Origin of the sequence: Pantoea rodasii, assembly GCF_002095465.1 — a bacterium.
Lineage (GTDB): Bacteria > Pseudomonadota > Gammaproteobacteria > Enterobacterales > Enterobacteriaceae > Pantoea > Pantoea rodasii.
Map to the genome: position 1 here is coordinate 229,732 of NZ_MLFP01000086.1, position 21,758 is coordinate 251,489.

The 21,758-nt window shown below is 56.3% G+C and carries 20 protein-coding genes and 2 pseudogenes; 16 read left to right on the top strand and 6 right to left on the bottom strand.

Going from position 1 to position 21,758, the window contains the following annotated elements:
- The 5 genes and pseudogenes from HA45_RS24415 to HA45_RS24435 all read left to right on the top strand — a co-directional run bounded on the left by HA45_RS24415 (position 1) and on the right by HA45_RS24435 (position 6,405).
- Complete coding sequence (locus HA45_RS24415; protein WP_100700940.1) at positions 1 to 1,617, top strand: ABC transporter substrate-binding protein; 1,617 nt, start codon at positions 1 to 3, stop codon at positions 1,615 to 1,617.
- A gap of 13 nt (positions 1,618 to 1,630) precedes the next feature.
- Entirely contained in the window at positions 1,631 to 2,623 is a 993-nt protein-coding gene (locus HA45_RS24420; RefSeq protein ID WP_100700939.1) for an ABC transporter permease, read from the top strand.
- Positions 2,620 to 3,453 (top strand): ABC transporter permease, encoded by an 834-nt coding sequence (locus HA45_RS24425; protein WP_100700938.1) that lies wholly within the window; start codon positions 2,620 to 2,622, stop codon positions 3,451 to 3,453. Before HA45_RS24420 ends, HA45_RS24425 begins: the two co-directional genes overlap by 4 nt.
- Positions 3,450 to 5,052: pseudogene (locus HA45_RS24430) on the top strand (dipeptide ABC transporter ATP-binding protein). The gene HA45_RS24425 and the pseudogene HA45_RS24430 overlap by 4 nt, the downstream one beginning before the upstream one ends.
- A gap of 12 nt (positions 5,053 to 5,064) precedes the next feature.
- Positions 5,065 to 6,405: an LLM class flavin-dependent oxidoreductase gene (locus tag HA45_RS24435; RefSeq protein ID WP_100700936.1), complete on the top strand. Its 1,341-nt coding sequence runs from the start codon at positions 5,065 to 5,067 to the stop codon at positions 6,403 to 6,405.
- Between the two features lie 120 nt (positions 6,406 to 6,525).
- On the opposite strand, the gene HA45_RS24440 is transcribed toward HA45_RS24435, so the two are convergent.
- Entirely contained in the window at positions 6,526 to 7,311 is a 786-nt protein-coding gene (locus tag HA45_RS24440; protein WP_100700935.1) for a phosphate/phosphite/phosphonate ABC transporter substrate-binding protein, read from the bottom strand.
- Positions 7,208 to 8,257 (bottom strand): fatty acid desaturase, encoded by a 1,050-nt coding sequence (locus HA45_RS24445; RefSeq protein WP_100700934.1) that lies wholly within the window; start codon positions 8,255 to 8,257, stop codon positions 7,208 to 7,210. Before HA45_RS24445 ends, HA45_RS24440 begins: the two co-directional genes overlap by 104 nt.
- A gap of 218 nt (positions 8,258 to 8,475) precedes the next feature.
- On the opposite strand from HA45_RS24445, the gene HA45_RS24450 reads away from it, so the two are divergent.
- A complete protein-coding gene (locus tag HA45_RS24450; protein ID WP_100700933.1) occupies positions 8,476 to 9,498 on the top strand; it encodes an LLM class flavin-dependent oxidoreductase in 1,023 nt (340 codons plus the stop codon).
- A gap of 97 nt (positions 9,499 to 9,595) precedes the next feature.
- Here the strand turns inward: HA45_RS24450 and HA45_RS24455 are convergent, their stop codons facing one another.
- Entirely contained in the window at positions 9,596 to 10,195 is a 600-nt protein-coding gene (locus HA45_RS24455) for a glutathione S-transferase (protein ID WP_100700932.1), read from the bottom strand.
- A 151-nt stretch (positions 10,196 to 10,346) separates the two neighbouring features.
- On the opposite strand from HA45_RS24455, the gene gcvA reads away from it, so the two are divergent.
- From gcvA to HA45_RS24470, 3 genes are read left to right on the top strand one after another with little or no spacing between them, the layout of a single operon-like run.
- Positions 10,347 to 11,261 carry a transcriptional regulator GcvA gene (gcvA, locus tag HA45_RS24460; RefSeq protein ID WP_100700931.1) on the top strand — a complete coding sequence of 305 codons (915 nt, stop codon included), beginning with the start codon at positions 10,347 to 10,349 and terminating at the stop codon, positions 11,259 to 11,261.
- Between the two features lie 55 nt (positions 11,262 to 11,316).
- Entirely contained in the window at positions 11,317 to 11,505 is a 189-nt protein-coding gene (locus HA45_RS24465; RefSeq protein ID WP_034824653.1) for a type II toxin-antitoxin system HicA family toxin, read from the top strand.
- A gap of 19 nt (positions 11,506 to 11,524) precedes the next feature.
- A complete protein-coding gene (locus HA45_RS24470; protein WP_100700930.1) occupies positions 11,525 to 11,935 on the top strand; it encodes a type II toxin-antitoxin system HicB family antitoxin in 411 nt (136 codons plus the stop codon).
- A 95-nt stretch (positions 11,936 to 12,030) separates the two neighbouring features.
- On the opposite strand, the gene HA45_RS24475 is transcribed toward HA45_RS24470, so the two are convergent.
- From HA45_RS24475 to HA45_RS24485, 3 genes and pseudogenes are all read right to left on the bottom strand, one after another.
- The gene (locus HA45_RS24475; RefSeq protein ID WP_100700929.1) at positions 12,031 to 12,858 is read right to left on the bottom strand and encodes a glycosyltransferase family 8 protein; all 828 of its coding nucleotides are present in this window, start codon (positions 12,856 to 12,858) and stop codon (positions 12,031 to 12,033) included.
- A 17-nt stretch (positions 12,859 to 12,875) separates the two neighbouring features.
- Positions 12,876 to 14,257: pseudogene (locus HA45_RS24480) on the bottom strand (D-arabinono-1,4-lactone oxidase).
- A gap of 73 nt (positions 14,258 to 14,330) precedes the next feature.
- Positions 14,331 to 14,972: a TetR/AcrR family transcriptional regulator gene (locus tag HA45_RS24485; RefSeq protein ID WP_100700927.1), complete on the bottom strand. Its 642-nt coding sequence runs from the start codon at positions 14,970 to 14,972 to the stop codon at positions 14,331 to 14,333.
- 213 nt (positions 14,973 to 15,185) lie between these two features.
- Between HA45_RS24485 and HA45_RS24490 the strand changes: the two genes are divergently transcribed.
- From HA45_RS24490 to proR, 7 genes are all read left to right on the top strand, one after another.
- Positions 15,186 to 16,013, top strand: a complete 828-nt coding sequence (locus HA45_RS24490; RefSeq protein ID WP_100700926.1) for a MetQ/NlpA family ABC transporter substrate-binding protein — start codon at positions 15,186 to 15,188, stop codon at positions 16,011 to 16,013.
- 9 nt (positions 16,014 to 16,022) lie between these two features.
- Positions 16,023 to 17,150, top strand: a complete 1,128-nt coding sequence (locus HA45_RS24495) for a methionine ABC transporter ATP-binding protein (protein ID WP_100700925.1) — start codon at positions 16,023 to 16,025, stop codon at positions 17,148 to 17,150.
- On the top strand, positions 17,131 to 17,787 hold the full coding sequence (locus HA45_RS24500) for a methionine ABC transporter permease (protein ID WP_100700924.1): 657 nt from the start codon (positions 17,131 to 17,133) through the stop codon (positions 17,785 to 17,787). The genes HA45_RS24495 and HA45_RS24500 overlap by 20 nt, the downstream gene beginning before the upstream one ends.
- Positions 17,788 to 17,931: 144 nt before the next feature.
- The gene (locus HA45_RS24505; RefSeq protein ID WP_100700923.1) at positions 17,932 to 19,131 is read left to right on the top strand and encodes a M20 family metallopeptidase; all 1,200 of its coding nucleotides are present in this window, start codon (positions 17,932 to 17,934) and stop codon (positions 19,129 to 19,131) included.
- An 11-nt stretch (positions 19,132 to 19,142) separates the two neighbouring features.
- Complete coding sequence (locus HA45_RS24510; RefSeq protein WP_100700922.1) at positions 19,143 to 20,447, top strand: NtaA/DmoA family FMN-dependent monooxygenase; 1,305 nt, start codon at positions 19,143 to 19,145, stop codon at positions 20,445 to 20,447.
- Positions 20,448 to 20,614: 167 nt separating this feature from the next.
- Complete coding sequence (locus HA45_RS24515; RefSeq protein WP_100700921.1) at positions 20,615 to 20,968, top strand: type II toxin-antitoxin system RelE/ParE family toxin; 354 nt, start codon at positions 20,615 to 20,617, stop codon at positions 20,966 to 20,968.
- Between the two features lie 4 nt (positions 20,969 to 20,972).
- Complete coding sequence (proR, locus tag HA45_RS24520; RefSeq protein WP_100700920.1) at positions 20,973 to 21,275, top strand: transcriptional regulator ProR; 303 nt, start codon at positions 20,973 to 20,975, stop codon at positions 21,273 to 21,275.
- Positions 21,276 to 21,758 lie beyond the last annotated feature (483 nt).

Below are 21,758 nucleotides of genomic sequence, written 5' to 3' on the forward strand. Positions count from 1 at the left end.
ATGAAAGCGAATTCCATCACGCTGGCACTGGGGCTGGCGTGCCTGCTGGGCAGTACCAGTGCCCTCGCCGCCGAGCAACCGCGCAGCGGCGGCTCACTCACCTATGGTGTGGAAACCGAGCCGGTGCCGTTTAACCCACAGCTCAACGGTCAGTCGAAAGCGGAAGTCACGCTGCGTAATGTATGGGAGTCACTGCTGGCCCGTCGCACCGACGGCAGCTTCGTGCCGTGGCTGGCCACCGCCTATGACGTCAGCGCGGATGGCAAAACCTATCGCTTCACGCTGCGCCGCGATGTCACCTTCTCGAATGGCGAAAAATTAGATGCCAACAACGCCGTGGCGGAGAACTTCCGTCATGTGCAGGACCCGAAATACTGCGCTGGCACCAGCATTTGTGCCCTGAGCGCCCGCATTGCCAGCGTTGATACGCCGGACAGCAACACCGTGGTGATCACGCTAAAACAAGGCTATGCGCCATTCCTCTCGTTCGCCGCGAAATTGCAGATTCTGGCCCCGGCAAGCTGGCAGTCACCGCAGCTGAAGGCGGGGGGGAAAGAGATCGCCGGTACCGGGCCGTTTATCATCGAAAGCTACGAAAAAGGGCAGCAGGTGACCTTTGTGCGCAATCCGCACTATCACTGGGCGCCAGCCACTGCGCATCATCAAGGTCCGGCCTACCTCGAGCGCGTCACCTATCGCTTCCTGCCAGAGTCCTCAGTACGCACCGGCGCGCTGTTATCGGGTCAGTTGGATGTGATTGAAGGCATCTCAGGTAACGATGCCAGCGAGTTCAAAGACAACAGCGATTTTACCTACCAGCACGCCCTCAATACCGGCACGCCGTATTCGCTGTTCCTCAACGTGGAATATGGCCCAACGCAGGACGTGAAAGTGCGTCAGGCGCTGCTGCAGGGGCTGGATATCGATCCGCTGCTGAAGTCGGTGTACCGCGGCGAACGCACCCGAGCATGGGGCATTACCTCGCCGGTGGACCCGCTGTACAACAACGATCTTGAAGGCCAGTACGGCAATAACCCCACAGCGGCAAATAAGCTGCTGGATGAAGCCGGATGGCAAACGCGTGACAGCGACGGTTTCCGCAGTAAAGACGGCCAGCGCCTGCGCATTGAAGTGATTCAGGCCCAGGCCACGGTGCGCGACCAGCGCGATGTGCTGTTGCAGGCCATTCAGGCTCAGGCGCGCCAGCGGCTCGGCGTGGAGATCGCATTGCGCTACGTCGATTCCGGCACTTATGCCGAGGTGCGCAACAGCGGTCACTTTGGTTCGATAGCGAACTCGAACACCGAAACGGATGGCATCGATATCGAAAACCACTACCGTCCGGTCAACGCCGGCGGGCCGATCAACTACAGCCGCGTCAACAGCCCTGAAATCAATGGCTGGCTCGATCAGGCAGCGGCCACCCTGGATATCAATCATCGTCGTAAGTTCTACAGCCAGCTACAGCAGTACGCACTGCCGCAACAGGCGCTGGCTATCCCGTTGTATGAACCCGAAGACCAGATTGCTACCGCGCGCTATGTGCACGGAGCCGGCTTCCGCAGCTACAAGCAGATGCCGGAGAACGCATACGACATCTGGCTCAGCGACCATTAATCAGGAGGCGAAGATGAGTCTGGAAAGCATCGTTACCCGCACACCGCAACCGCGTCGGCCTTCGATCTGGCGCAGCGAGCTGTCGCGTCGTATTGTCGGCCGCCTGCTCGGTGGCGTGCTGGTGCTGTGGGCTGCCGTGACGCTGGCGTTTCTCGGCGTGCATCTGGCACCCGGCGATATCGTCAGTTTGCTGATTGGCGAACAGCTGCGCACGCCGGCGATTGAAGCCGCGATCCGTGCCGAGTGGGGACTGAATGAACCGCTGTGGTGGCAATATCTGCACTACCTGTGGCGCGTGCTGCACGGCGATTTTGGCCGATCCTACATTCTCAATACCGACGTCAGTTATCTGCTGTCGACCCAGCTGTGGCCCACCATCAAGCTGACGCTGGCAGCGTTGGGGGTGAGCATTCTGTTTGCGGTGGTGATCGCCGTGGCGACCGCGCACCGACGCATTGGCCGTCGTATCGCCAACGGGCTGGAACTGCTGCTGGCGTCAACGCCTTCGTTCTGGATGGGCATCGTGCTGCTGTTTATTTTCAGCTTCACGCTGCGCTGGTTCCCGGTGGCAGGTGACCGTTCGTTGTCATCGCTGGTATTACCGGCGCTGGCGTTGGGCCTGGCGCAAGGCGCGGTGGTGGCGCAGTTACTGCGCCGCGAGTTGGAACGCGCTTTGGATGCGCCTTTTACCTTAACGCTACGCGCCTGGGGTGTGAGTGAAACCACCATTCGCCTGCGCCACGCGCTGAGGCATGCGGCTTTACCGGCCGTGACCTTAACCGGCTGGCTGGTGGGCGGTTTACTCAGCGGCGCGGTGATCACTGAACAGGTGTTTGGTCGTCCCGGCCTCGGCAAACTCACCGTTGATGCGGTGCTGGCGAAGGATCTGCCGGTGGTTTTGGCCGTTGCGATCCTTTCGGCGCTGATCTACGTAGTGATGAGCACCCTGGTTGACATCCTGTCGCTGTGGATCGATCCGCGTCTGCGTGAGGAGAACAAATCATGATTGCAGCACTACAACGTTTACCCGCTGCGCTGCCCGGTGCGGTGTGGCTGGCGATGCTTTATCTGCTGCTGTTGGCGATTGCGGTGATTGCCCCCGGCGTGCTGGCTCACAGCGATCCACTGTTGGCCGATCCGGTTAACGCGCAGCTGCCGCCCTCGGCCGCACACTGGCTCGGTACCGATCAGTTGGGACGCGATCTGCTGACGCGCGTGATTTACGGTAGCCGCTATTCAATGCTGATCAGCGTGGCTGCCATGGCGTTAGCGGTGTTGTTCGGCACCCTGCTGGGCCTGGCCGCCGCGCTGTCACGTGGTGTGATAGATGAGCTGCTCAGCCGTGCGGTGGATGTGATCTCTGCGTTTCCCGATCTGCTGCTGGCGCTGATGCTGATTGCCTTCACCGGGCCCGGCACCAACAACCTGATTATTGCGCTGGGCGTGGCCTCGGTGCCGCGATTCGCCCGCGTGGTGCGAGCACAAACCTACAGCGTGATGACCTCCGGCTATGTCGAGCAGGCGCGCACTTTTGGCCTGTCGCGCTTTACCTTGATCACCCGGCATATCTTGCCGCATGCCATTGCGCAAGTGCCGGCGCTGGCCACGCTGGGCCTCGGCACGGCGATTATTGGCACCGCCGGTTTGAGCTTCCTCGGTATGGGGCCGCAGCCACCCACCGCAGAATGGGGTTTGATGCTGGCAGAAGGGCGCAACTATCTGCGTAACGCCTGGTGGATCGCCGTGTGGCCTGGCGTGTTTATCACCCTGACGGTGATTGCCGTTAATACGCTCGGTCGCCACTGGCAGGCCCGTTTTGAAGGAAGAAACGCATGAGTCAGCCGTTTATTGATATCCAAAATCTCACCATCCGTTTTGGTCCTCAGCAAGTGGTGAAAAACCTCACTCTGCAAGTGTGGCCGGGCGAATCGGTGGCGCTGGTGGGGGAGTCCGGATCGGGCAAAACCCTGACGGCACGCAGCCTGTTAGGGTTACTGCCCGACGGCGCAACGCTGACCGCCGACCGTTTTGTGATTGATGGGCGTGACATGCGTGACGCGCGCCGCAGTGACTGGCAGGCGCTGCGCGGACGCCGTATTGGCTATGTCTTGCAGGATGCGCTGGTATCGCTCGATCCGCTGCGCCGCATTGGTCAACAGTTAACCGACGCGTTAAGCGCGGCAGGGCACCGCGAAGGATTGCAGGATAAAAGCCTGGCGCTGCTGAAAGCGGCAGGCATTGCCGATGCGGAAAGTCGCCTCGCGCGTTATCCGCATCAGCTCTCTGGCGGCCAGCGACAACGTGCGCTGATCGCTACCGCCCTGGCGGGCAGTCCAACCCTGTTGATCGCCGATGAACCCACCACCGCACTGGACATGACCGTGCAGCGCCAGATCCTGCAACTGCTGGCCCAGCGCCGACAAGACGGCCATGGCTTGCTGCTGATCAGTCACGATCTGGCGGTAGTGGCAGAACTCGCGGATCGCGTATTGGTGATGCGTGATGGCGAGGTGGTCGAGCAGGGGCACAGCGCGCCGCTGCTTAACCGTCCGCAGCATGCCTGGACCCAACGTCTGCTGCGAGCCGTGCCCACGCCCGCTACCCGTGGATTGCGTTTAAGTGCAGCGGAACCCACACCGTTACCGCCGCGTCCGAAGCCGGGCAAACAACCGTTGCTGGAAGGGATCAACCTTAACAAAGCCTATGGCGATCGCCAGGTGTTGAACAACATCAACTTCACCCTGCACGCCGGTGAAACCCTGGGCGTGGTCGGCGAATCCGGCTCAGGTAAAACCTCGCTGGTGAAAGTGGTGATGGGCTTAACCGAACCCGACAGCGGCACGCTGCAGTTGGAAGGTGAACGCTGGGATCGCCTGCCGGAAAAGCGCGTCGCGCCCGGCGTGCCCGGTTGCAATTGATTGCGCAGGACCCGTTCAGCTCCTTCGATCCGCGTTACACGGTAGAAAAATCATCGGCGAAAGCCTCGACAGCGTGGGCATTTACGGCGATGCGCGGCGTCAGCGCGTGCGGCAACTGCTGGATGAAGTGCAGCTCGGCGATCGTTTCCTGCAGCGCTATCCGCAACAGCTTTCTGGCGGTCAGCGCCAGCGCGTCGCCATCGCCCGCGCGTTTGCCCCCAACCCGGCGCTGCTGGTGGCCGACGAGCCCGTTAGTGCACTTGATGTGTCTGTGCAGGCGCAGGTGCTGGATTTACTGGCGGATATGCAGGCCGAACACGGCACCGCTCTGCTGTTTATCTCGCACGATCTCGGTGTGATCCAGCATCTGGCGGATCGCGTGCTGGTGATGCAAAACGGACTCATCGTGGAGAGCGGTGAGCTGACGCAAGTGTTCGCCGCCCCTCAGCATCCGTGGACACAAAAACTACTTCAGGCGCTGCCGGTGATACCCGACTGGCAGCCCGCACACGCATAAAAGGAGCATTGCATGAGTCAGACACAACGTCAGCTGCGGCTGGGCGCGATTATTCAGGGCGTATCCGGCAACATGTCGGCATGGCGCCATCCTGATGCGGTGGCGGATGCCAGCATCAACGTCGATTATGTGCTGGATCTGGCGCGTAAAGCCGAGCAGGCAAAAATCGATTTTCTGTTCGTTGCCGATGGGCTGTACATCACACCGCAATCCATTCCGTATTTCCTGAACCGCTTTGAGCCAATTACCTTGTTGTCGGCACTGGCGCTGGTGACGCAGAAAATCGGTCTGGTGGCGACACTTTCTACCTCCTACAGCGAGCCATTCACCGTGGCGCGCCAGTTTGCCAGCCTTGATCATCTCAGCCATGGCCGCACCGGCTGGAACGTGGTGACGTCGCCGCTGGAAGGATCGGCGAAAAACTTCTCACGCGCTACCCATCCCGAGCACGATGAGCGCTATCGCGTTGCCAGTGAGTATCTGCAGGTGGTGAAAGGGCTGTGGGATTCGTGGGAGCAGGATGCCTTTGTGCGGGATAAAGCCAGCGGTCAGTTCTTTGATGCCGACAAGCTGCACACCCTGAACCATAAAGGAAAATACTTTGCCGTGCAGGGCCCGCTGAATGTGGGCCGCTCACCGCAGGGACGACCGATTGTATTCCAGGCGGGCGCTTCTGAAGCAGGCAAAGCGTTTGCGGCTGAAGCGGCCGATGCCATTTACACCCGACAGGAAACCATTGAAGAAGCGCGTGCGTTTCGTGAGGACGTGCGCCGCCGGTTAGTGGCGCGCGGGCGTGAGGCGGATGATATCCGGGTATTCCAGGGGATCAGCGTGATCATCGGCGACAGTGAGGAGGAGGCGGAACAACGCTATCAGCAGACCGCCGAGTTGGTCACCATCGACAAAGCGCTGGAGTATCTTGGTCGCTACTTCGAGCATCACGATTTCAGCCAGTACGCGCTGGATGAACCTTTCCCGGAAATTGGCGGTCTGGGCGAGAACAGCTTCCGCAGCACCACCGATAAGATCAAGCATAACGCGCGTGAACGAGGATTAACCCTGCGCCAGGCGGCGCTGGAAGAAGCCACACCGCGTCCGAGCTTCCTGGGGAGCGCACAGCAGGTGGCCGACGGTTTAGCCGAATGGTTCCTCGCGGGTGCCACCGATGGCTTTATCGTGCGTGGCGGCACGCCGAATGCGTTTGATGATTTTGTCGAGCAGGTGATCCCGCTGTTGCAGGCGCGCGGCATTTATCGCACCGAATATGAAGGTGATACCCTGCGGGAAAACCTCGGCTTACCGGAGCCGGAAAACCAGTTTGCTGCACAGCGCGGCCAGCAAATCGTGGCGTAACAGGTGAATCCGCAGCTCAGGTGAACAAAGGAGCACCCACGTTCTGTCCACAGCATCTTTTCATCAACAAAGGTGCTGTGGATTGCAGGCTTGCATCGTCAAAAAAAACGGCAGAGGCCATTAAAGCGCCGTCACACCATATTCCGCCGCCTGATCTTCCCACGCTTGCACCTCACCGTAAAACGCGCGTTCGGGTACCGCAAAACCGCTGATCAGGCTCGCTGACAGTAACTGCTGATAGTGTTTGTCGGTAGTGAGTTCGGTCAGGGCGCTGCGCAAATGCTCAAGCGTTTTGGCGTCGGTTTTCGCGGAGGTGATTAACGGCAATGCGGCACACAGCGGTGTTTCGCCGATAATCTCTAACCCGGCCAGTTCTTCAGGGTGGTAAGCACGCAAAAGCGCCCAGGTAATGCAATCGATCGCCGCAATATCCGCACGCTTTTCACGTAACGCCTTCAAAGATTGACGGTGACTGCCGCTGAGCAGCGTTTCACTAAAAAAGGTGCCATCGCGCGCCAGTGGAGCGGTGACATAGCGCAGTGAGTTATAACCCGAGTGCGAATCGTCACTGTTACACACCGCGCGGCGGCCACGAAAATCGCTCAGGCTGAGGTGTTCATCCTCTTTGCGCGCCACCAGCCAACTGCGATAGCGCAGACCTTCACAGCCTTGCGCACTTGACTGAAACGCGCCCACCAGCTGTACGTCGGGCAGCAGTTGCACCAGCGGATAGCCGCAGGTCTGGCTCAGCAGCAAATCCTCATCGCGCCAGTGCGGCAACAGTTCGCTGTGCCACTCAACCTCAGCCTGCACGCCGCGTTGCGCCAGCAGCGTCGTTAGCGCTGCGGTCAAGGCCAGCGTCGTGGGGTGATGGATGTCGTACATCGGTAATGAAAGGATCGGCATTCTGTGCATCCTTGTGCGTTCCCGGATGGGCATTAACGTTGACCGGTTTGCGCCAGAAGCGCGTGAACCATTCGCCATAACCGGCGACCCGAAATCCCTGGTTACGCTGATAATAGCCCTCGCGCCAGCTCAGATAGACTTTGCGTAAGCCGTACCACGGCAAACCAGGCAGATCGTGATGTACAGAATGATAGTTGAGATTCAGGAACAGCAAACGCCACGGCCAAGCGGCTTCATTGTTGACCGAGCGTGCCAGCGGCTCCTCTTCTGCGCGATGTTCATAGAATGATCGCACCTTGGTAAGCGCCAACGCCGGATAACTCACCGCCGCAACAAACCACAGCGGGGATAACCCTTGCTGGTGCATCCAATAAAATAGCCCGGCCAGCAGCGTCAGATGAATTAACCACATCGCGATTGAGGCGCGATCCCGTGCCTGCACCATCAGCTTTAACGTGGCCAGAATATCCAGCAGCGGCCCCAGCAGTAAGCGGCCGGGAAAGGTGTTGCGCAGATGAATCAGCTGTTGCTGCCACGGCTTGAGTTGCGCCCAGCGCGCTGGCGACAGGTAATAGGTTTCCGGGTCTTCATCAGGATCGGTCAAAGTATGATTGCGATGATGCGCCAGATGCGAATCGCGATACAAACCATAGGGATACCACACCGCTAACGGCAGGGTGCCGAACAGTTGGTTCAGGCGCGGAAAACGCGTCGGGTGGCCGTGGATCAGCTCATGCTGTAACGACATATACCAGGTGGTGAACACGATCAGCAGCAGCGTGGTAGCTAACAATCCCAGCGTTTGCCAGTAGATCACGCAGGCAAACCAGCCGCTGTACACGGCCACCATTAATATCCAGGTCGGCAGCTCACTGCGCCACAGCCAGCTTCGGGCGAGCTGCTGGAGCACTGCGCGCTGCTGCGCATCGATGTAGCCATTTGCCATGGTGACGTGAATACCCTGCGAATCGGGAGGAATGCTCCGCAAGATGAGGGATCGCCGTGCTAAACACAAAGACCGTGTTTTTATGACTTATACAAAAATGTTGATGAAGCGCGCGAAAACTATTGGCTATCAGTCACCTCTCTCCTGGCGTAACCTTTCTCTATCGAAACTTACATCATCACGTGCGGGCCAGTGCGGTCCACGAGGAGAATTTCACCATGAAAAAGATTGGCTTTTTATCTTTCGGTCACTGGACCCCGTCATCACAGTCAGCCACCCGTTCCGCGCAGGATGTGTTATTGCAATCCATCGACTTAGCGGTCGCGGCTGAAGAACTGGGTGCTGATGGTGCTTACTTCCGCGTGCATCACTTTGCCCGTCAGCTCAGCTCGCCGTTCCCGCTGCTGGCGGCGGTCGGGGCGAAAACTAACCGCATCGAAATCGGTACCGGCGTGATCGACATGCGCTATGAGAACCCGCTGTACATGGCGGAGGATGCCGGTGCAGCCGATCTGATTTCCAATGGACGCTTGCAGCTTGGTTTGAGCCGGGGTTCCCCGGAGCAGGTAATTGAAGGCTATCGCTACTTTGGTTTTAACCCGAAAGAGGGCGAAACCGATGCCGATATGGGCCGCCGTCATACCGAAGAACTGCTGGAAGTCTTGCGGGGTGAAGGTTTTGCGAAACCGAATCCGCAGCCGATGTTCCCCAATCCGCCAGGCCTGCTGCGTCTGGAGCCGTTTTCGGAAGGTCTGCGTGAGCGCATCTGGTGGGGTTCCGGTTCCAACGCAACGTCAGTGTGGGCGGCACAGCAGGGCATGAATCTGCAGAGTTCAACCCTGAAAGATGATGAAACCGGCGAGCCGTTCCACGTTCAGCAGGCGAAGCAGATTCGTGCCTATCGTCAGGCATGGGAAGCAGCGGGTCATCAGCGCACACCGCGCGTGTCAGTCAGCCGCAGTATCTTCGCGCTGACCAACGATATTGACCGCGCTTACTTTGGCCGCAGCGGACAGGATCAGGACTCCGTGGGCTTCCTCGATGAGAAAACCCGCGCCATCTTTGGCCGCAGCTATGCCGCAGAGCCAGAGCAGCTGATCAAACAGTTGGCGCAGGATGAGGGCATTGCCGAAGCCGATACGCTGCTGCTCACCATCCCGAACCAGCTGGGCGTGGATTACTGTGCGCACGTGATGGAAAGCATCCTGACTCACGTGGCACCGGAATTGGGCTGGCGTTAATGTACTAACGGCATTTAACCGTAGCGGCACGATTTATTGCGTTGTTCTCAGCTCGGGCTGACCAAAAAGCAATGAATTGTGCTGCTACCACTCCTTTCTATTGCATCGGATAATCAATAAATTCAGGTAGCGCCTCCATCCGCTGCGTATGTGCCTGCAGATGTGGGTAGTCATTAGCTTGCACCACGTGCGGCACCATCAACTGAATAAAACTCCACACCACGGCGCTGGTTATCGCCACTTGATCCCGCTTCGCCTCTCTTCCCTCAAGCGCCGCATTCCAGCAGTCGCAATCTGCTAACAATTGCTGCGTAACGCGATCAACCCATGGCTGGTGCCATTTTTCTTCCGGGCGCAAATGATGTTCATAGACGTGTTGAACGGCTTTCTCGCTGGCAGCGAGTACCAGACCCAGCAAACGGGTGTCTAACGCCAGCGCCGCTGCATCTGAAGGGAGGAGCTTATTGCCACTCTGAACATTGGCTTCCAGATAGTGCAAAATCAGGCTGGAATCCATCAACACCGTGCCGTCATCCAGCACCAGTGTGGGAGCTTTAACCGCCGGATTGATATCGGCGAAGCGTGCGTAATCACCAAATACAGAAAGCGGTTGATGTTCAAATGTTTTGCCGTACATGGCCAGCGAGATGGCCACGCGTCTGACATAGGGCGAATCCAGCATACCGATCAGTTTCATCACAACTCCTTGTTCATTTCACTCTCTGAGCGAATGACATTAACCCGTTGTAAACCAGCGAACCAGCAACGGCTTGTAAGCTATTTTGTTAGTAAAACTTATACCTGTTATGGCAGGCTGAGGCTTCTTGCCTGTGAACTGGAAACTTATCATGTCAGATTATCCACCGGTTGCGATGCTGCGCGCCTTTGAATCCGTGGCGAGGTTAGGCAGTCTGACACTGGCAGCCACTGAACTGCATGTTACCCACTCGGCGATCAGCCAGCAGATAAAGGCGTTAGAAGAACTATTGGGTGTGCGTCTCTTTACCCGCCAGGTGCGTGGCGTACAAATCAACGAAGAAGGGCGGCTCTATGCGCTACAAATCCGCGAAGCCTTGTTCTGTATTGCAGATGCCACCCGACAGGTTCAGGTCAGGCCAAGGCGAACTGAGCTATCGCTTTCTATGGTGCCCTCATTTGCCAGCCACTGGTTGATGCCGCGGCTGGCCCGTTTTCGCGCCCATTACCCTCATATCTATATACGCATTCAAGCCAGTCTCAGCGTCAACGATTTACAACAGGAAGGCGCTGACATCGCTATTCGTATGGGCAAAGGTGAATGGACGGGTCTGCACAGCGAGCATCTGTTTACAGATCGCTTGCTGGTCGTGGCGGCTCCGCACTTCAATGGTGGCGACTTGCCTCGTACCCCACAGCAAATTGCCGCCAGCGAAATCATGTTTACCCTCGAGTCCTGGAGTGACTGGTGTGAAGCCGCAGGTTTGTCGCAACCCATCACAGCCAGAGGAATCGTGATTAATGATTCTAACCTGGTTTTGCAGGCAGTCCTGCTCGGCCAGGGCATCGCACTGGAACGTCTTTCATTGGTCCATGACGCTATCCAGCGGGGAGATCTGGTGCAACTCACGTCTATCAGCTCTGACTATCCATGGCCTTACTGGTTAGTCACACGTCAGGATCGGCAGGCCGCGCCAGAAGAAAAGGTGTTCATCAAATGGCTGAGAGAAGAAGTGGCCAAATATCAGTTAGGACTAAATGGGAACCCCAATAACTCCATTTCTTGATTTTTAGGGTTGCTGGGGTTATCTTTCTGCTTTCAGGACGAAACAGAGCATGGACATGGATAGCAGGTCATTAATGGCTGAGATCAAGGCCGATGGTTGGGAGCTGATACGGATTAACGGCAGCCATCATCATTTTGTGCATCCCACTAAGAAAGGTTTAGTGACGATTCCGCACCCTAAAAAAGATCTGCCGATAAAAACGGTAAAAAGCATCCGCAAACAGGCCGGGCTTGCAGTCCATTAAATTGAGAGAGGTATTAACAATGTTCTATCCGATTGCGATTGAAGCGGGTGATGAAAGCACGGCGTTCGGTGTCACGGTCCCTGATTTACCCGGCTGTTTTTCTGCTGGAGATACGCTGGAAGACGCGGTGAAAAACGCGAAAGAGGCCATCATCGGGCATCTGGAGTTAATGGTTGAGTTGGAGCAGGATATTCCGGCAGTTTCAGAACTTAAAAGCGTGATGAAAGATCCCGCCTATACAGGTTATGTTTGGGTGCTGGTGGAAGTGGATGTGACGCGTATTTTAGGTGGTTCAGAGAAGATTAATGTCACTCTACCGAAGCTGTTGATTGACCGTATTGACCGTTGTGTCGCTACCCATCCTGAATTTAAAACTCGTTCGGGTTTTCTGGCTCAGGTGGCACTGGAGCGTATTGCCAAAACGCGTTGATAACGTGTTGGCAGATTAATAGCCTCAGCGTTTTGCAGAGGTTCACGTCAATGAGTAGCTGCCTCAAGCGTTGTGAGGCAGCGACTCAGTTAACGTTAATTAACCCCTAACTCCCACCACAGCTTATCCAGCGCGTAATAGCGGTCTCGCTCATTTTCCGGTTGATTAAGGTCACGCTTCCACGGCTTGGCCAGAATGAAATGCAGATTCTTCACCTCTTCTTCCCGCCACATCGCACTGTGCTGGAACGGCAGCGTTTTCAGTGCGTTGTAGATGTACGACAGCGGCAGCCAGCGATTCTCAAACACCTCATTCAGCAAGTCTTGTTCAGAGAAGGGGTAGCGGCGTAAATCCGTGATGGCGGCGACTTTCTGTTGCAGCCAGTTGAATACCTCTTGATCCGGTTCCAGCACCAGAAAACCGCCGTTGAGATAACGATCCAGCGTGGTCGGTGCCGCTTCGCCACGATCCTGCCAGGTATAATGGCAGTTCTCCGGCTGCCAGCTGGCAGGATAGCTGGCGATTTTATTGGGGTTGCAGCGGCAGGCGTGACAGGCGGCCAGCGCGTTATCGCCCAACTCCAGCGTGAACAGCTCGTCCATATTACGCAGCACCAGCATATCGGCATCCAGAAACACCACGCGCTGACAGCCTGTGAGTTCCCACGCGCGCAGCTTGCTCCACACCTCACCAAACTGCGCTGAAGCATAATGCTGCTCCAGCTCCGCATTTGGCTTCAGCGGCTCAACCGGATGAATAACACAGCCCAGCGCCTGCAGCGCTTCGCGGGTTTCAATATCGATAGCATCGGTGACCATGACGATCAGCGGCCACTTGGTTTCGCTGCGTTTCAGCGAGCGATGTAGCGTTTTGACGCCAATAAAATAGTCAGGCTGCGTGAGCAGCGTTACCCAGGCAAACATGGCTTCTCCCCGTAAAATTAATCAAACAAAGCGGTGACATAGTCATTGCTAAAACGGCGCTGCGGATCGAGCTGTTGCCGAACCGCGCGGAACGCATCCCACTGCGGATAAATCTCGCGCCAGCTATAACGCTGAGGGTCGTAATATTTGCCCCAGTGCGGCCGTCCGCCTTCCGCCGCCAACAGTTTTTCCACTTCGGTAAGGAAGTGCAGACCATCCTGTGACAGCGAACCGTCATCCGCGTAATACACCACAAAACCAAAAAGCAGGTCGGCTGTTGATGCGCTGGGCTGAGCCAGGCGTCTGACGCGCCGGTGCAACGCAGGATGATCGGATAATGCATATGCGGATGATTTTCCGCGTACCAGGCTTTTATTTTGCTGATGATGTGCGGCGTTTTATCTAACGGGACACCAATCTCGACGTTGATCTGCGGGACCGCGATACCACGGCAAAACAGCTGATAGATGTCGCCGCTGATATCGGTGAAGTCGCGGAAACGCGAGACGGTGCGGAATTGTTTGCCGCCTTTGCCGTGGATTTGGGTATCGCGATGCATCTGCGCCAGCGTTTGATCGATGGTGTCGTTCAGGCTGCTGTCGGTGTCGTCGCCATGCTCAATCACGTCGCGCTGATTCGCGTACCACGCCTGCACATCGCTCTCATCAGCTGGATTGGCATTCCATACGTGCATCAGATTGTCATCGACAAACCACCAGGCTTTACTCAATTCAAATTGCTGGTTCCACGCTGGCAAATCCTGCTCCAGCGAATCCGCCGAGACGGCAAATTTGTGGCAGGTAAAGAGCCGGAAGGGCTGCGTGCGCAGCGTGATGGCGGTGACAATGCCCAGCGCACCTAACGATGTCTGTGCCGCCGGAAAATCCGCTTCGCCGCGAAGAAATTCTCGCACGCTGCCGTCGGCCAGCACCATGCGGATACGTAATGCCTCATCGGCCAGCGAGCTTTGTGCCAACCCCTGGCCGTGCGTGCCGGTGGCCATGGCGCCCGCCAGCGTCTGCACGGCGATCACCCCTGGCGAACAGGCCAGCATTCGATCCTGCTCAGTGAGCGTGTCAAACACCTGTTGCAGGGGGGTTCCCGCTGCAAACGTGATGCTCTCGGCATCCTGCGCCACTATGCCGTTGAAGGCACTGAGGTCAAGCAGCAGGTCTTCGGCATTCACGCACAGCATACGCCCGGGTGATAAACGGCTACCGATAACGCGCACTTTGCCCTGAGAATCGCGCAATAGTTGCTGTAGCTCGGCTTCGTTCTGCGGTTGCTTAAGTTGATTGCGCTCTCCGACCACGCTGTTCTGCGCCCAGTTCCACACGGCGCTATCGCGCTCGGTGTTGTGCGTGTTGCGTAACGGATAGAGAAGGGAGTCTTTGTTCACTACGGCGTTCCTTAATCTGAGGTCTGTGACGGTCCCGTTTGGTAAGCGTAGACCATCACAACGCCGCCGCAGATTAAGGCGCTTTGCGGATATAGCGAAGCGTAGCGGTAACCGCCAGCTGACGGTTACGGCGAATGCTGTCTTCTTCACTGTCTTCCGGCGTAAACAGGAAATGGAAGGTGTAGCGATTGGCGACGTGATGCACGCAGATGCTGCTCAGCAAACGGTGCACATCAACGGTGTTCAGGCCATCGATAAAGATGCCCTGTTGTTGGCCACGCGTCAGGATGTCATCCAGCAGATCGAGTGTACTTTTGTTCAACGCCTTGATGCGTTCTGACTGCACAATGTAGCGGCCGCGCAACAGGTTTTCGGTACACACCAGGCGCATAAAATCCTGATGCGTCGCGTGATAATCGAAGCTGGCTTCGACCAGTTTAATCATCGCCTGCTCGGGTTCCATCTCAGCCAGATTCAGTCCGGTTTCGTGTTCACGAATGGCCTGATACACCTGCTCTAACACCTCGATATACAGTTTCTCTTTATTAATGAAGTGATAGACCACCATGCGTTTGGTGGTTTGCGCGTGCTCGGCGATCTGTTCCAGGCGCGCACCCTGCATACCGAATTCGGCGAAGGTTTTCAGGGCACCGGCAAGGATGCGTTTTTTTAGCCCTTCCGGGTCATTTTTACGTTTCGTTGTAGTGTCCGACATAGCGCTCAATAACAGGTCATTCAAAACGGCATGGTATCACAGCCGCCTTCTCACTTGTGGCGATGCGAGCGGCTGTGCGTCTTTATTCTTTTCAGGAATAGCATTCCCGGATAAATCATAATGCAGGAATAAGCATCTGCGTATACTGCGGCTAACAGTTCATCACGACTGTGGATTTTCACCACCACAATGATAACGATTAGGAAATAATTTATGCACACACGCCTGGCATCTGCCAAAAATAAATTCTTGTTAACCGCTGGCGCTTTGCTGCTGGCCAGCACCACTCTGGCGCCGCTTTCACTGGCACACGCCGCGGATAAAACCTCGGTTAAAGTTGGCATCATCAGTGGGGAAGATGAAGACGTTTGGCGCGAAGTGATTAAGCAGGCCGCCGCCAAAGGATTAACGGTGAAGACCGTGATTTTCAACGACTACAACCAGCCGAATGAAGCGCTGCAAAATGGTGAAGTCGATGCCAATGCCTTCCAGCATCAGCCGTTCCTTAATAACCAAATCAAGGTCAACCATTACGATATCGTGCGCGTTGGTGACACGGCGGTATGGCCGATTGGTCTTTACTCGAAGAAAGTGAAGAAGGCGGCTGAGCTGAAAGACGGAGCGGTGATCGGCGTGCCGAACGATCCTTCCAACGAAGCGCGTGGACTGGTTCTGCTGGAACAGCAGGGCCTGATCAAATTGAAACCGGGTGTGGGCATTGCCGCAACCACTGCTGATATCACTGCTAACCCGCATCACCTGCAAATCAAAGAGCTGGATTCCGGCATCATCGGCCGTTCAGTCCCCGACCTGGACGCGGCGGTGGTGAATACCGATTGGGCACTGAAAAGTGGCCTGACGGCGTCTGATCGCATTGCGCAGGAGCCGGTCAAAGGCAACCCGTACAACAACTTCATCGCCGTGAAGAAAGAGAACGTGGATGCACCTTGGGTCAAAACGTTGGTGGCCTCCTACCAGAACGATGCCGTGAAAACCGTGTTTGATAAGGTCTACAAGGGCACCGGCGAAACTGCCTGGTAAGGAATCAACATGACGATATTCTCAGGAGCCGAAGCGCCTTATCACGCGGTAACGCGAGGCGTGGTGGAAAATGCGCAGGATCGTGAACGCTTCGCACGTGAAAGCGACAGCGTGGTGCGCTTGCAGGGTGTTTCTCGCCGTTTTGGTAAAACGCAGGCGCTGCGCGATATTTCACTGACGGTGCAGAAGGGCGAAATCCTTGGCCTGATTGGCCGCAGCGGCGCGGGGAAATCGACGCTCATCCGCTGTTTGAATGGGCTGGAGCAACCTGACGAAGGCGTCATTGAAATCGAAGGCCGGAACATCACCGGCCTGTCGGAAAAACAGCTGCAAACGGTGCGTAGCCGCGTCGGCATGGTGTTTCAACACTTCAACCTGCTGTCGGCGAAAACCGTGGCGCAGAATGTGGCGTTACCGCTGAAAATAGCCGGCATGGATAAGGCGCAGCGCGATCTACGCGTCAGCGAACTGCTGGAGCTGGTGGGATTGGCCGATAAGGCGCAGCAGTATCCGGCGGCCTTGTCGGGCGGGCAGAAACAGCGCGTCGGTATCGCCCGTGCGCTGGCGGCAAGTCCGGCACTGTTGCTGTGTGATGAGGCAACCTCCGCGCTTGATCCGGAAACCACCCGATCCATTCTGGCGCTGCTGAAATCACTGAATCAAAAGCTTGGCATCACCATTCTGCTGATCACGCACGAAATGGAGGTGATCAAATCGGTGGCGCATCGCGTGGCGGTGATTGATGCCGGAGAGATTATCGAGCAAGGCCCGGTATGGCAGGTGTTTGCGCATCCGCAGTCGAATCTGACTCAGACCTTACTGCGCGGTTTGCTGCCACAGCTGCCGGATGCACTTGCCGCACGCATCAGCCAGCAGCCGCAGGGCGAGGTGATTTACAGCGTGCACTTTGCGGGCGAGGATGCGCAGGGCGATCTGTTGACCCGCTTTGCCGCGGCGCTACCGGGTAAATTTCGGTTGTTACAGGGCGGCATCGATCACATCCAGCACTACGCGGTGGTGCGTTTCTTTATCGCGCTTCCGGCCGCCAACGCTGCCGACGAGCAACAAATTCTAAACTGGCTGCGCGCGCAGCAAGCACAGGTGGAGCGAGTCGGTTATGTCGCCAGTGATGATTGATTTATTGCTCAACGCGTTGGGCGAAACGGTATTAATGACCGTGATTTCAGGGCTGTTTTCGCTGGTGGCCGGGTTACCACTCGGTCTGATTCTGGTGATGACCAGCGCCGGGGGAATTGCGGAACATCGTGGGATTAACCGGGTGTTGGGATTGGTGATCAACGGTTTTCGGTCGCTGCCGTTCATTATTTTGTTAGTGGCGCTGATTCCGTTTACCCGGTTTCTGGTCGGCACCTCATTGGGCACGTGGGCGGCGATTGTTCCGCTGTCGATCACCGCAACGCCGTATTTTGCCCGCGTGGCCGAAGTGTCGCTGCGCGATGTGGATCGTGGCCTGATTGATGCGGTACGCGCTATGGGTGCCAGCAAGTTACGCATCGTCTGGGATGTGCTGATCCCGGAAGCGCTGCCCGGCATTCTCTCCGGGTTTGTGGTGACCCTGGTGGCATTAATTGGCGCCTCGGCGATGGCTGGTGCAATCGGAGCCGGCGGGCTGGGGGATTTGGCGATCCGCTATGGCTACCAGCGTTTCGAAACCTCGGTGATGATCGCGGTGATTGCGGTGCTGATCGTGTTGGTGTGCGGTATCCAATGGGTGGGCGATCGTCTGGTGCAGCATATTGATAAACGGCATTAAAACAGGCGCGCGATTTATCGCGCTCTGACTGTCGTCAGAGTTGTGCTTTTTCCCGCAATCCTTATCACTATTTCTTTTTAAACATCAGCAGCTAACGCGCTTAGAGTGATGGCAATACCTTGCCTTGATTCAGGAGAATCCGTTATGCCGCTGAACACGCTTCAGCTCACGCTGGAAAACCATCTCGAAGAGCACAGCGCCCACTATATTGCGGTGGCGCAATCGATCTTTGCCAGGCCGGAAACCGGTAACAATGAATACTTTGCCAGTGAGCAGCTAACACAGTTGCTCACTGCGCAAGGCTTTGAGGTGACGCGCAACGTTGCCGGTCATGAAACCGCCTTTTACGCGGTCAAAGCCAGTACCAAACCGGGGCCGACCATCGCCTTTCTCGCCGAGTACGATGCGCTAATCAGTATTGGTCACGCTTGCGGTCACAACCTGATTGGCACCACCAGCGTGGCGGCAGCCATCAGCCTGTCGCAGGTGCTGGAGCAAACTGGCGGTCGCGTGGTGGTGCTGGGGACGCCCGCAGAAGAGGGCGGTTTAGCCGGTCCGGGTGGACCCAAAGGCAACGTGAAAAAACGCTTTGTCGAAGCCGGATTACTGGCCGATGTCGATGTGGCCCTGATGGTGCATCCGTCCGGCAAAACGCGGCTTACCGAAGCGACGCTGGCGAACAACCATCTCTACTTCCATTTCTATGGCAAACCTTCGCACGCCGCCAGTGCGCCCCATGAAGGCATCAATGCTTTGGATGCGCTGGTGCTGCTGTACAACGGCATCAGCGTGTTGCGCCAGCAGTTGCCTGATGGCGTGCGCGTGCACGGCATTATCACCAATGGCGGGCAGGCACCGAACGTGATCCCGGAATATGCCTCGGCGCATTACTACATTCGCGCTGACAGCCGCGAGGTCGTGGAGTCGCTGGAACCCCGCCTGCGCGCGATTGCAGAAGGTGTGGCGCTGGCCACTGGCACGCGTGTGGAGATCGACCATCAAATCGGTCCGCGTGATTTCAAACTCAATCCGGCACTGGACGCGGTGTTGCTGGAGGAGTTTCGTGCCGCGGGTGAGCAGGTTGATCTGTCGCCGCAGCGCAATAAAGTCTCAACCGATGCCGGTGACATCAGCCACGCGGTACCCACCGCGCACCCGTGGTTGAAAATCGGTCCGGATGATTTGATTTTCCACACGGTGCCATTCCGTGAAGCCGCCAATTCTGAGCGCGGTTATCAGGCGCTGTTGATTGGCGCACGCGTGCTGGCACGCACCGGGTTACGTCTGCTGATTGATGCGGACGCACTTCATGCTGTTAAAGCGGATTTCATACGCCAGGCCTAAAGGAGATTGTGGTGTCACAAACCTATCGTCGAAAACTGAAAACATTAGTGGGTGCCAGCAGCGTGATTTCCGCGGGCAACGATGACCAACCGGGCGTGGGCATTGCGCGCGCCATTGAGCTGGCAAAAATCGCGGAACGCGAGAAAATCACCGGGCTGTTCACGGCGGATTTGCTGCAGGCCGATCCCGCTGGCTTAGCAGGCACCACCGGCACGCAGGACCCGCTGATTGCGTTGGCGGCGTTGAGCCAGGTGACGTCGCGGATTGGCTTGATCGCCACTGTCAGCACCAGCTGGCTGCATCCTTATAATCTGGCGCGCCAGGTCGCCACGCTGGATCACATCAGCGGTGGCCGCGCAGGCTGGAATGCCGTGACCTCTTCTGTGGGTGAAGAGAACTTTGGTGAAAGCCAGTTGCCGCCGCCGCAGGAACGCTACGCGCGCGCCACGGAGTTTATCGAGGTGATGAATGCGCTGTATGACGCCAACGAGCGTGGGGCGGTGCAGCGCACGGCCAGTGGGGGTATTCGTCTCGACCATCAAAAACTGCATCCTATCGACTATCGCGGTGATTTCTTCCAGGTAGCCGGGCCGCTTAATGTACCGCCGCCGCCACAGCGCCGACCGGTGCAGTTCCAGGCCGGACAATCCGACGCGGGTGTCACGCTAGGCGCACGCTATGCCGAGGTGATTTACACCTCTCAGCCAACCTTTGAAGCGGCACAGACGTTTGTGGCGGATGTACAGCAGCGCGCGCGACGTTTTGGCCGTGAGCATAACCCGCCGCTGATCATGAATTCATTCCACGCCATCATCGGCGACAGTGATGCCGATGTCTCACGCCGCCTGCGCGATAAGCATGAGCGCATCAATGTTGAGCAGGGAAGGTTGCGCGTAGCGGATATGCTGGGCGGGGAAGTCGATCTGCGTGACGTGCCGCTCGACCAACCGTTGCCGGCTTCGTTGATTCCGCAGCTGGAACAGGTGCATCGCCGCCAGGGCCGTGCTGCCATTTTCCGTCAATACGCGCTGGAAGGCTTGACGCTGCGTGAGCTGATCATCAAAGCGGAAGAGACCGGACACTGGTTTGTCGCCGGCACGCCAGAACAACTCGCTGATGCCATTGAACAGCGCTATCAGGCGGGTGTTCTGGACGTGATCTCGTTACACGGTTTGGGAAATCCGGATCAGCAAGATCTGCTGCTCAACGGACTGTTGCCCGAACTGCGCCGCCGTAACCTGTTGGATAGCGACTATCAAGGCAGCGATTTCCGCAGTAGCCTGGAATTGGCACCTTTACCGCCTGCCGTGGATTAGCGTTACGTTTTGAAAGCTATGCCCGTTCAGGATGACTGAGCGGGCATTTTTTTGGAATCCCTATCGACACGTCATCACAGATTAAGTGCGTGATGAGCCATGCTTCGCCACACTGATTATCGGCTTTAACCTATATAGTATTTGACCTATATAACCAGGAGTGTATCATGTGGCAGATAATAACAACGGACACGTTTGATGATTGGCTTATGGCGCAAGACGACACTGATCGAGCATGCGTTTTGTCCGCAATGATCGTATTGCAGCAAGCAGGCCCGGCGTTATGCAGGCACTACGCCGATACTCTTAAAGGCTCTCGCTTCAGCAATATGAAAGAGCTTCGCATTCAGAGCAGAGGTGTCCCTATCAGGGCATTTTATGCATTTGATCCCTGGCGCAGCGGTGTGTTGCTTTGTGCGGGACACAAGAGTGGCAATGAAAAGCGTTTTTATGCCGAGCTGAGCCCGCTCGCAGATAAAGAATTCACTCATCATCTTCATCGCAAAGAGAGAAAGGAGTAACGGTATGGGCAGAACACTTGAACAGATTCTTGCGACTGAGAAGCCTGAAGTTGTCGGCAAAGCCAACACCATGGCTGAAGAGGTGCTGCTGAATATTCACCTTGCTGAATTACGCGAAAGAGTGAAAAAAACTCAGGTAGATATAGCGCAGGCATTAAATATAAAACAACCGACCGTTGCGGGAATGGAAAAACCAGGCCGTGATTTAAAACTCTCGACGCTAAAGCGCTATGTTGAAGCGGCGGGCGGAAAACTCCGTCTTAACATTGAACTTCCCGATGGCTCGCATTATGAGTTTGTCGTTTAATTCCCTTCTCTCATTTTCTGCCGATCAATAAACAGTGCGACCTCACGCACTGTTTCGTTCTCATGCACGCCTGCTGACTCGTCTCTTCTCACTTCCCACTCAACAAAAACGCATCCCAGATGTAACTTTTTGCATACATGAAAAATACAAAGGAAATACAATTAAGTAGTATGAATTTACCTGATTAAAAATTTAATTGGTTAAATTTCAATTATTTGTACGTATAACTTTTTCGAATTATTTTTCTGAATGATTTTTGGAGATGATCACAATCTCAAGTTTTGGGTGTGCTGGGCATGTTTACACCACCTGAAAATCAGCATAGTTTGAACATGGAGTTAACCTGTGATTAACAGACAAAAGCGAACAAATGCATTTTGGGTCAGCACACCGCTTATTTATAGTGAATGCAGACGACCTCCCAACAGGTCATCCTTTATTTCATTATTTATGTTCAGGGATTAAACGCAGGGTTTGTTAAGT

Bases quoted from the DNA above. Each gene is read 5' to 3' on its own strand.
- HA45_RS24505 (WP_100700923.1), top strand. From the start codon at position 17,932: ATGCCGCTGAACACGCTTCAGCTCACGCTGGAAAACCATCTCGAAGAG.
- HA45_RS24470 (WP_100700930.1), top strand. From the start codon at position 11,525: ATGTTCTATCCGATTGCGATTGAAGCGGGTGATGAAAGCACGGCGTTC.
- HA45_RS24465 (WP_034824653.1), top strand. From the start codon at position 11,317: ATGGATAGCAGGTCATTAATGGCTGAGATCAAGGCCGATGGTTGGGAG.
- HA45_RS24425 (WP_100700938.1), top strand. From the start codon at position 2,620: ATGATTGCAGCACTACAACGTTTACCCGCTGCGCTGCCCGGTGCGGTG.
- HA45_RS24455 (WP_100700932.1), bottom strand. From the start codon at position 10,195: ATGAAACTGATCGGTATGCTGGATTCGCCCTATGTCAGACGCGTGGCC.
- gcvA (WP_100700931.1), top strand. From the start codon at position 10,347: ATGTCAGATTATCCACCGGTTGCGATGCTGCGCGCCTTTGAATCCGTG.
- HA45_RS24415 (WP_100700940.1), top strand. From the start codon at position 1: ATGAAAGCGAATTCCATCACGCTGGCACTGGGGCTGGCGTGCCTGCTG.
- HA45_RS24475 (WP_100700929.1), bottom strand. From the start codon at position 12,858: ATGTTTGCCTGGGTAACGCTGCTCACGCAGCCTGACTATTTTATTGGC.
- HA45_RS24445 (WP_100700934.1), bottom strand. From the start codon at position 8,257: ATGGCAAATGGCTACATCGATGCGCAGCAGCGCGCAGTGCTCCAGCAG.
- HA45_RS24515 (WP_100700921.1), top strand. From the start codon at position 20,615: ATGTGGCAGATAATAACAACGGACACGTTTGATGATTGGCTTATGGCG.
- HA45_RS24490 (WP_100700926.1), top strand. From the start codon at position 15,186: ATGCACACACGCCTGGCATCTGCCAAAAATAAATTCTTGTTAACCGCT.
- HA45_RS24450 (WP_100700933.1), top strand. From the start codon at position 8,476: ATGAAAAAGATTGGCTTTTTATCTTTCGGTCACTGGACCCCGTCATCA.
- proR (WP_100700920.1), top strand. From the start codon at position 20,973: ATGGGCAGAACACTTGAACAGATTCTTGCGACTGAGAAGCCTGAAGTT.
- HA45_RS24440 (WP_100700935.1), bottom strand. From the start codon at position 7,311: ATGCCGATCCTTTCATTACCGATGTACGACATCCATCACCCCACGACG.
- HA45_RS24500 (WP_100700924.1), top strand. From the start codon at position 17,131: ATGTCGCCAGTGATGATTGATTTATTGCTCAACGCGTTGGGCGAAACG.
- HA45_RS24420 (WP_100700939.1), top strand. From the start codon at position 1,631: ATGAGTCTGGAAAGCATCGTTACCCGCACACCGCAACCGCGTCGGCCT.
- HA45_RS24435 (WP_100700936.1), top strand. From the start codon at position 5,065: ATGAGTCAGACACAACGTCAGCTGCGGCTGGGCGCGATTATTCAGGGC.
- HA45_RS24495 (WP_100700925.1), top strand. From the start codon at position 16,023: ATGACGATATTCTCAGGAGCCGAAGCGCCTTATCACGCGGTAACGCGA.
- HA45_RS24485 (WP_100700927.1), bottom strand. From the start codon at position 14,972: ATGTCGGACACTACAACGAAACGTAAAAATGACCCGGAAGGGCTAAAA.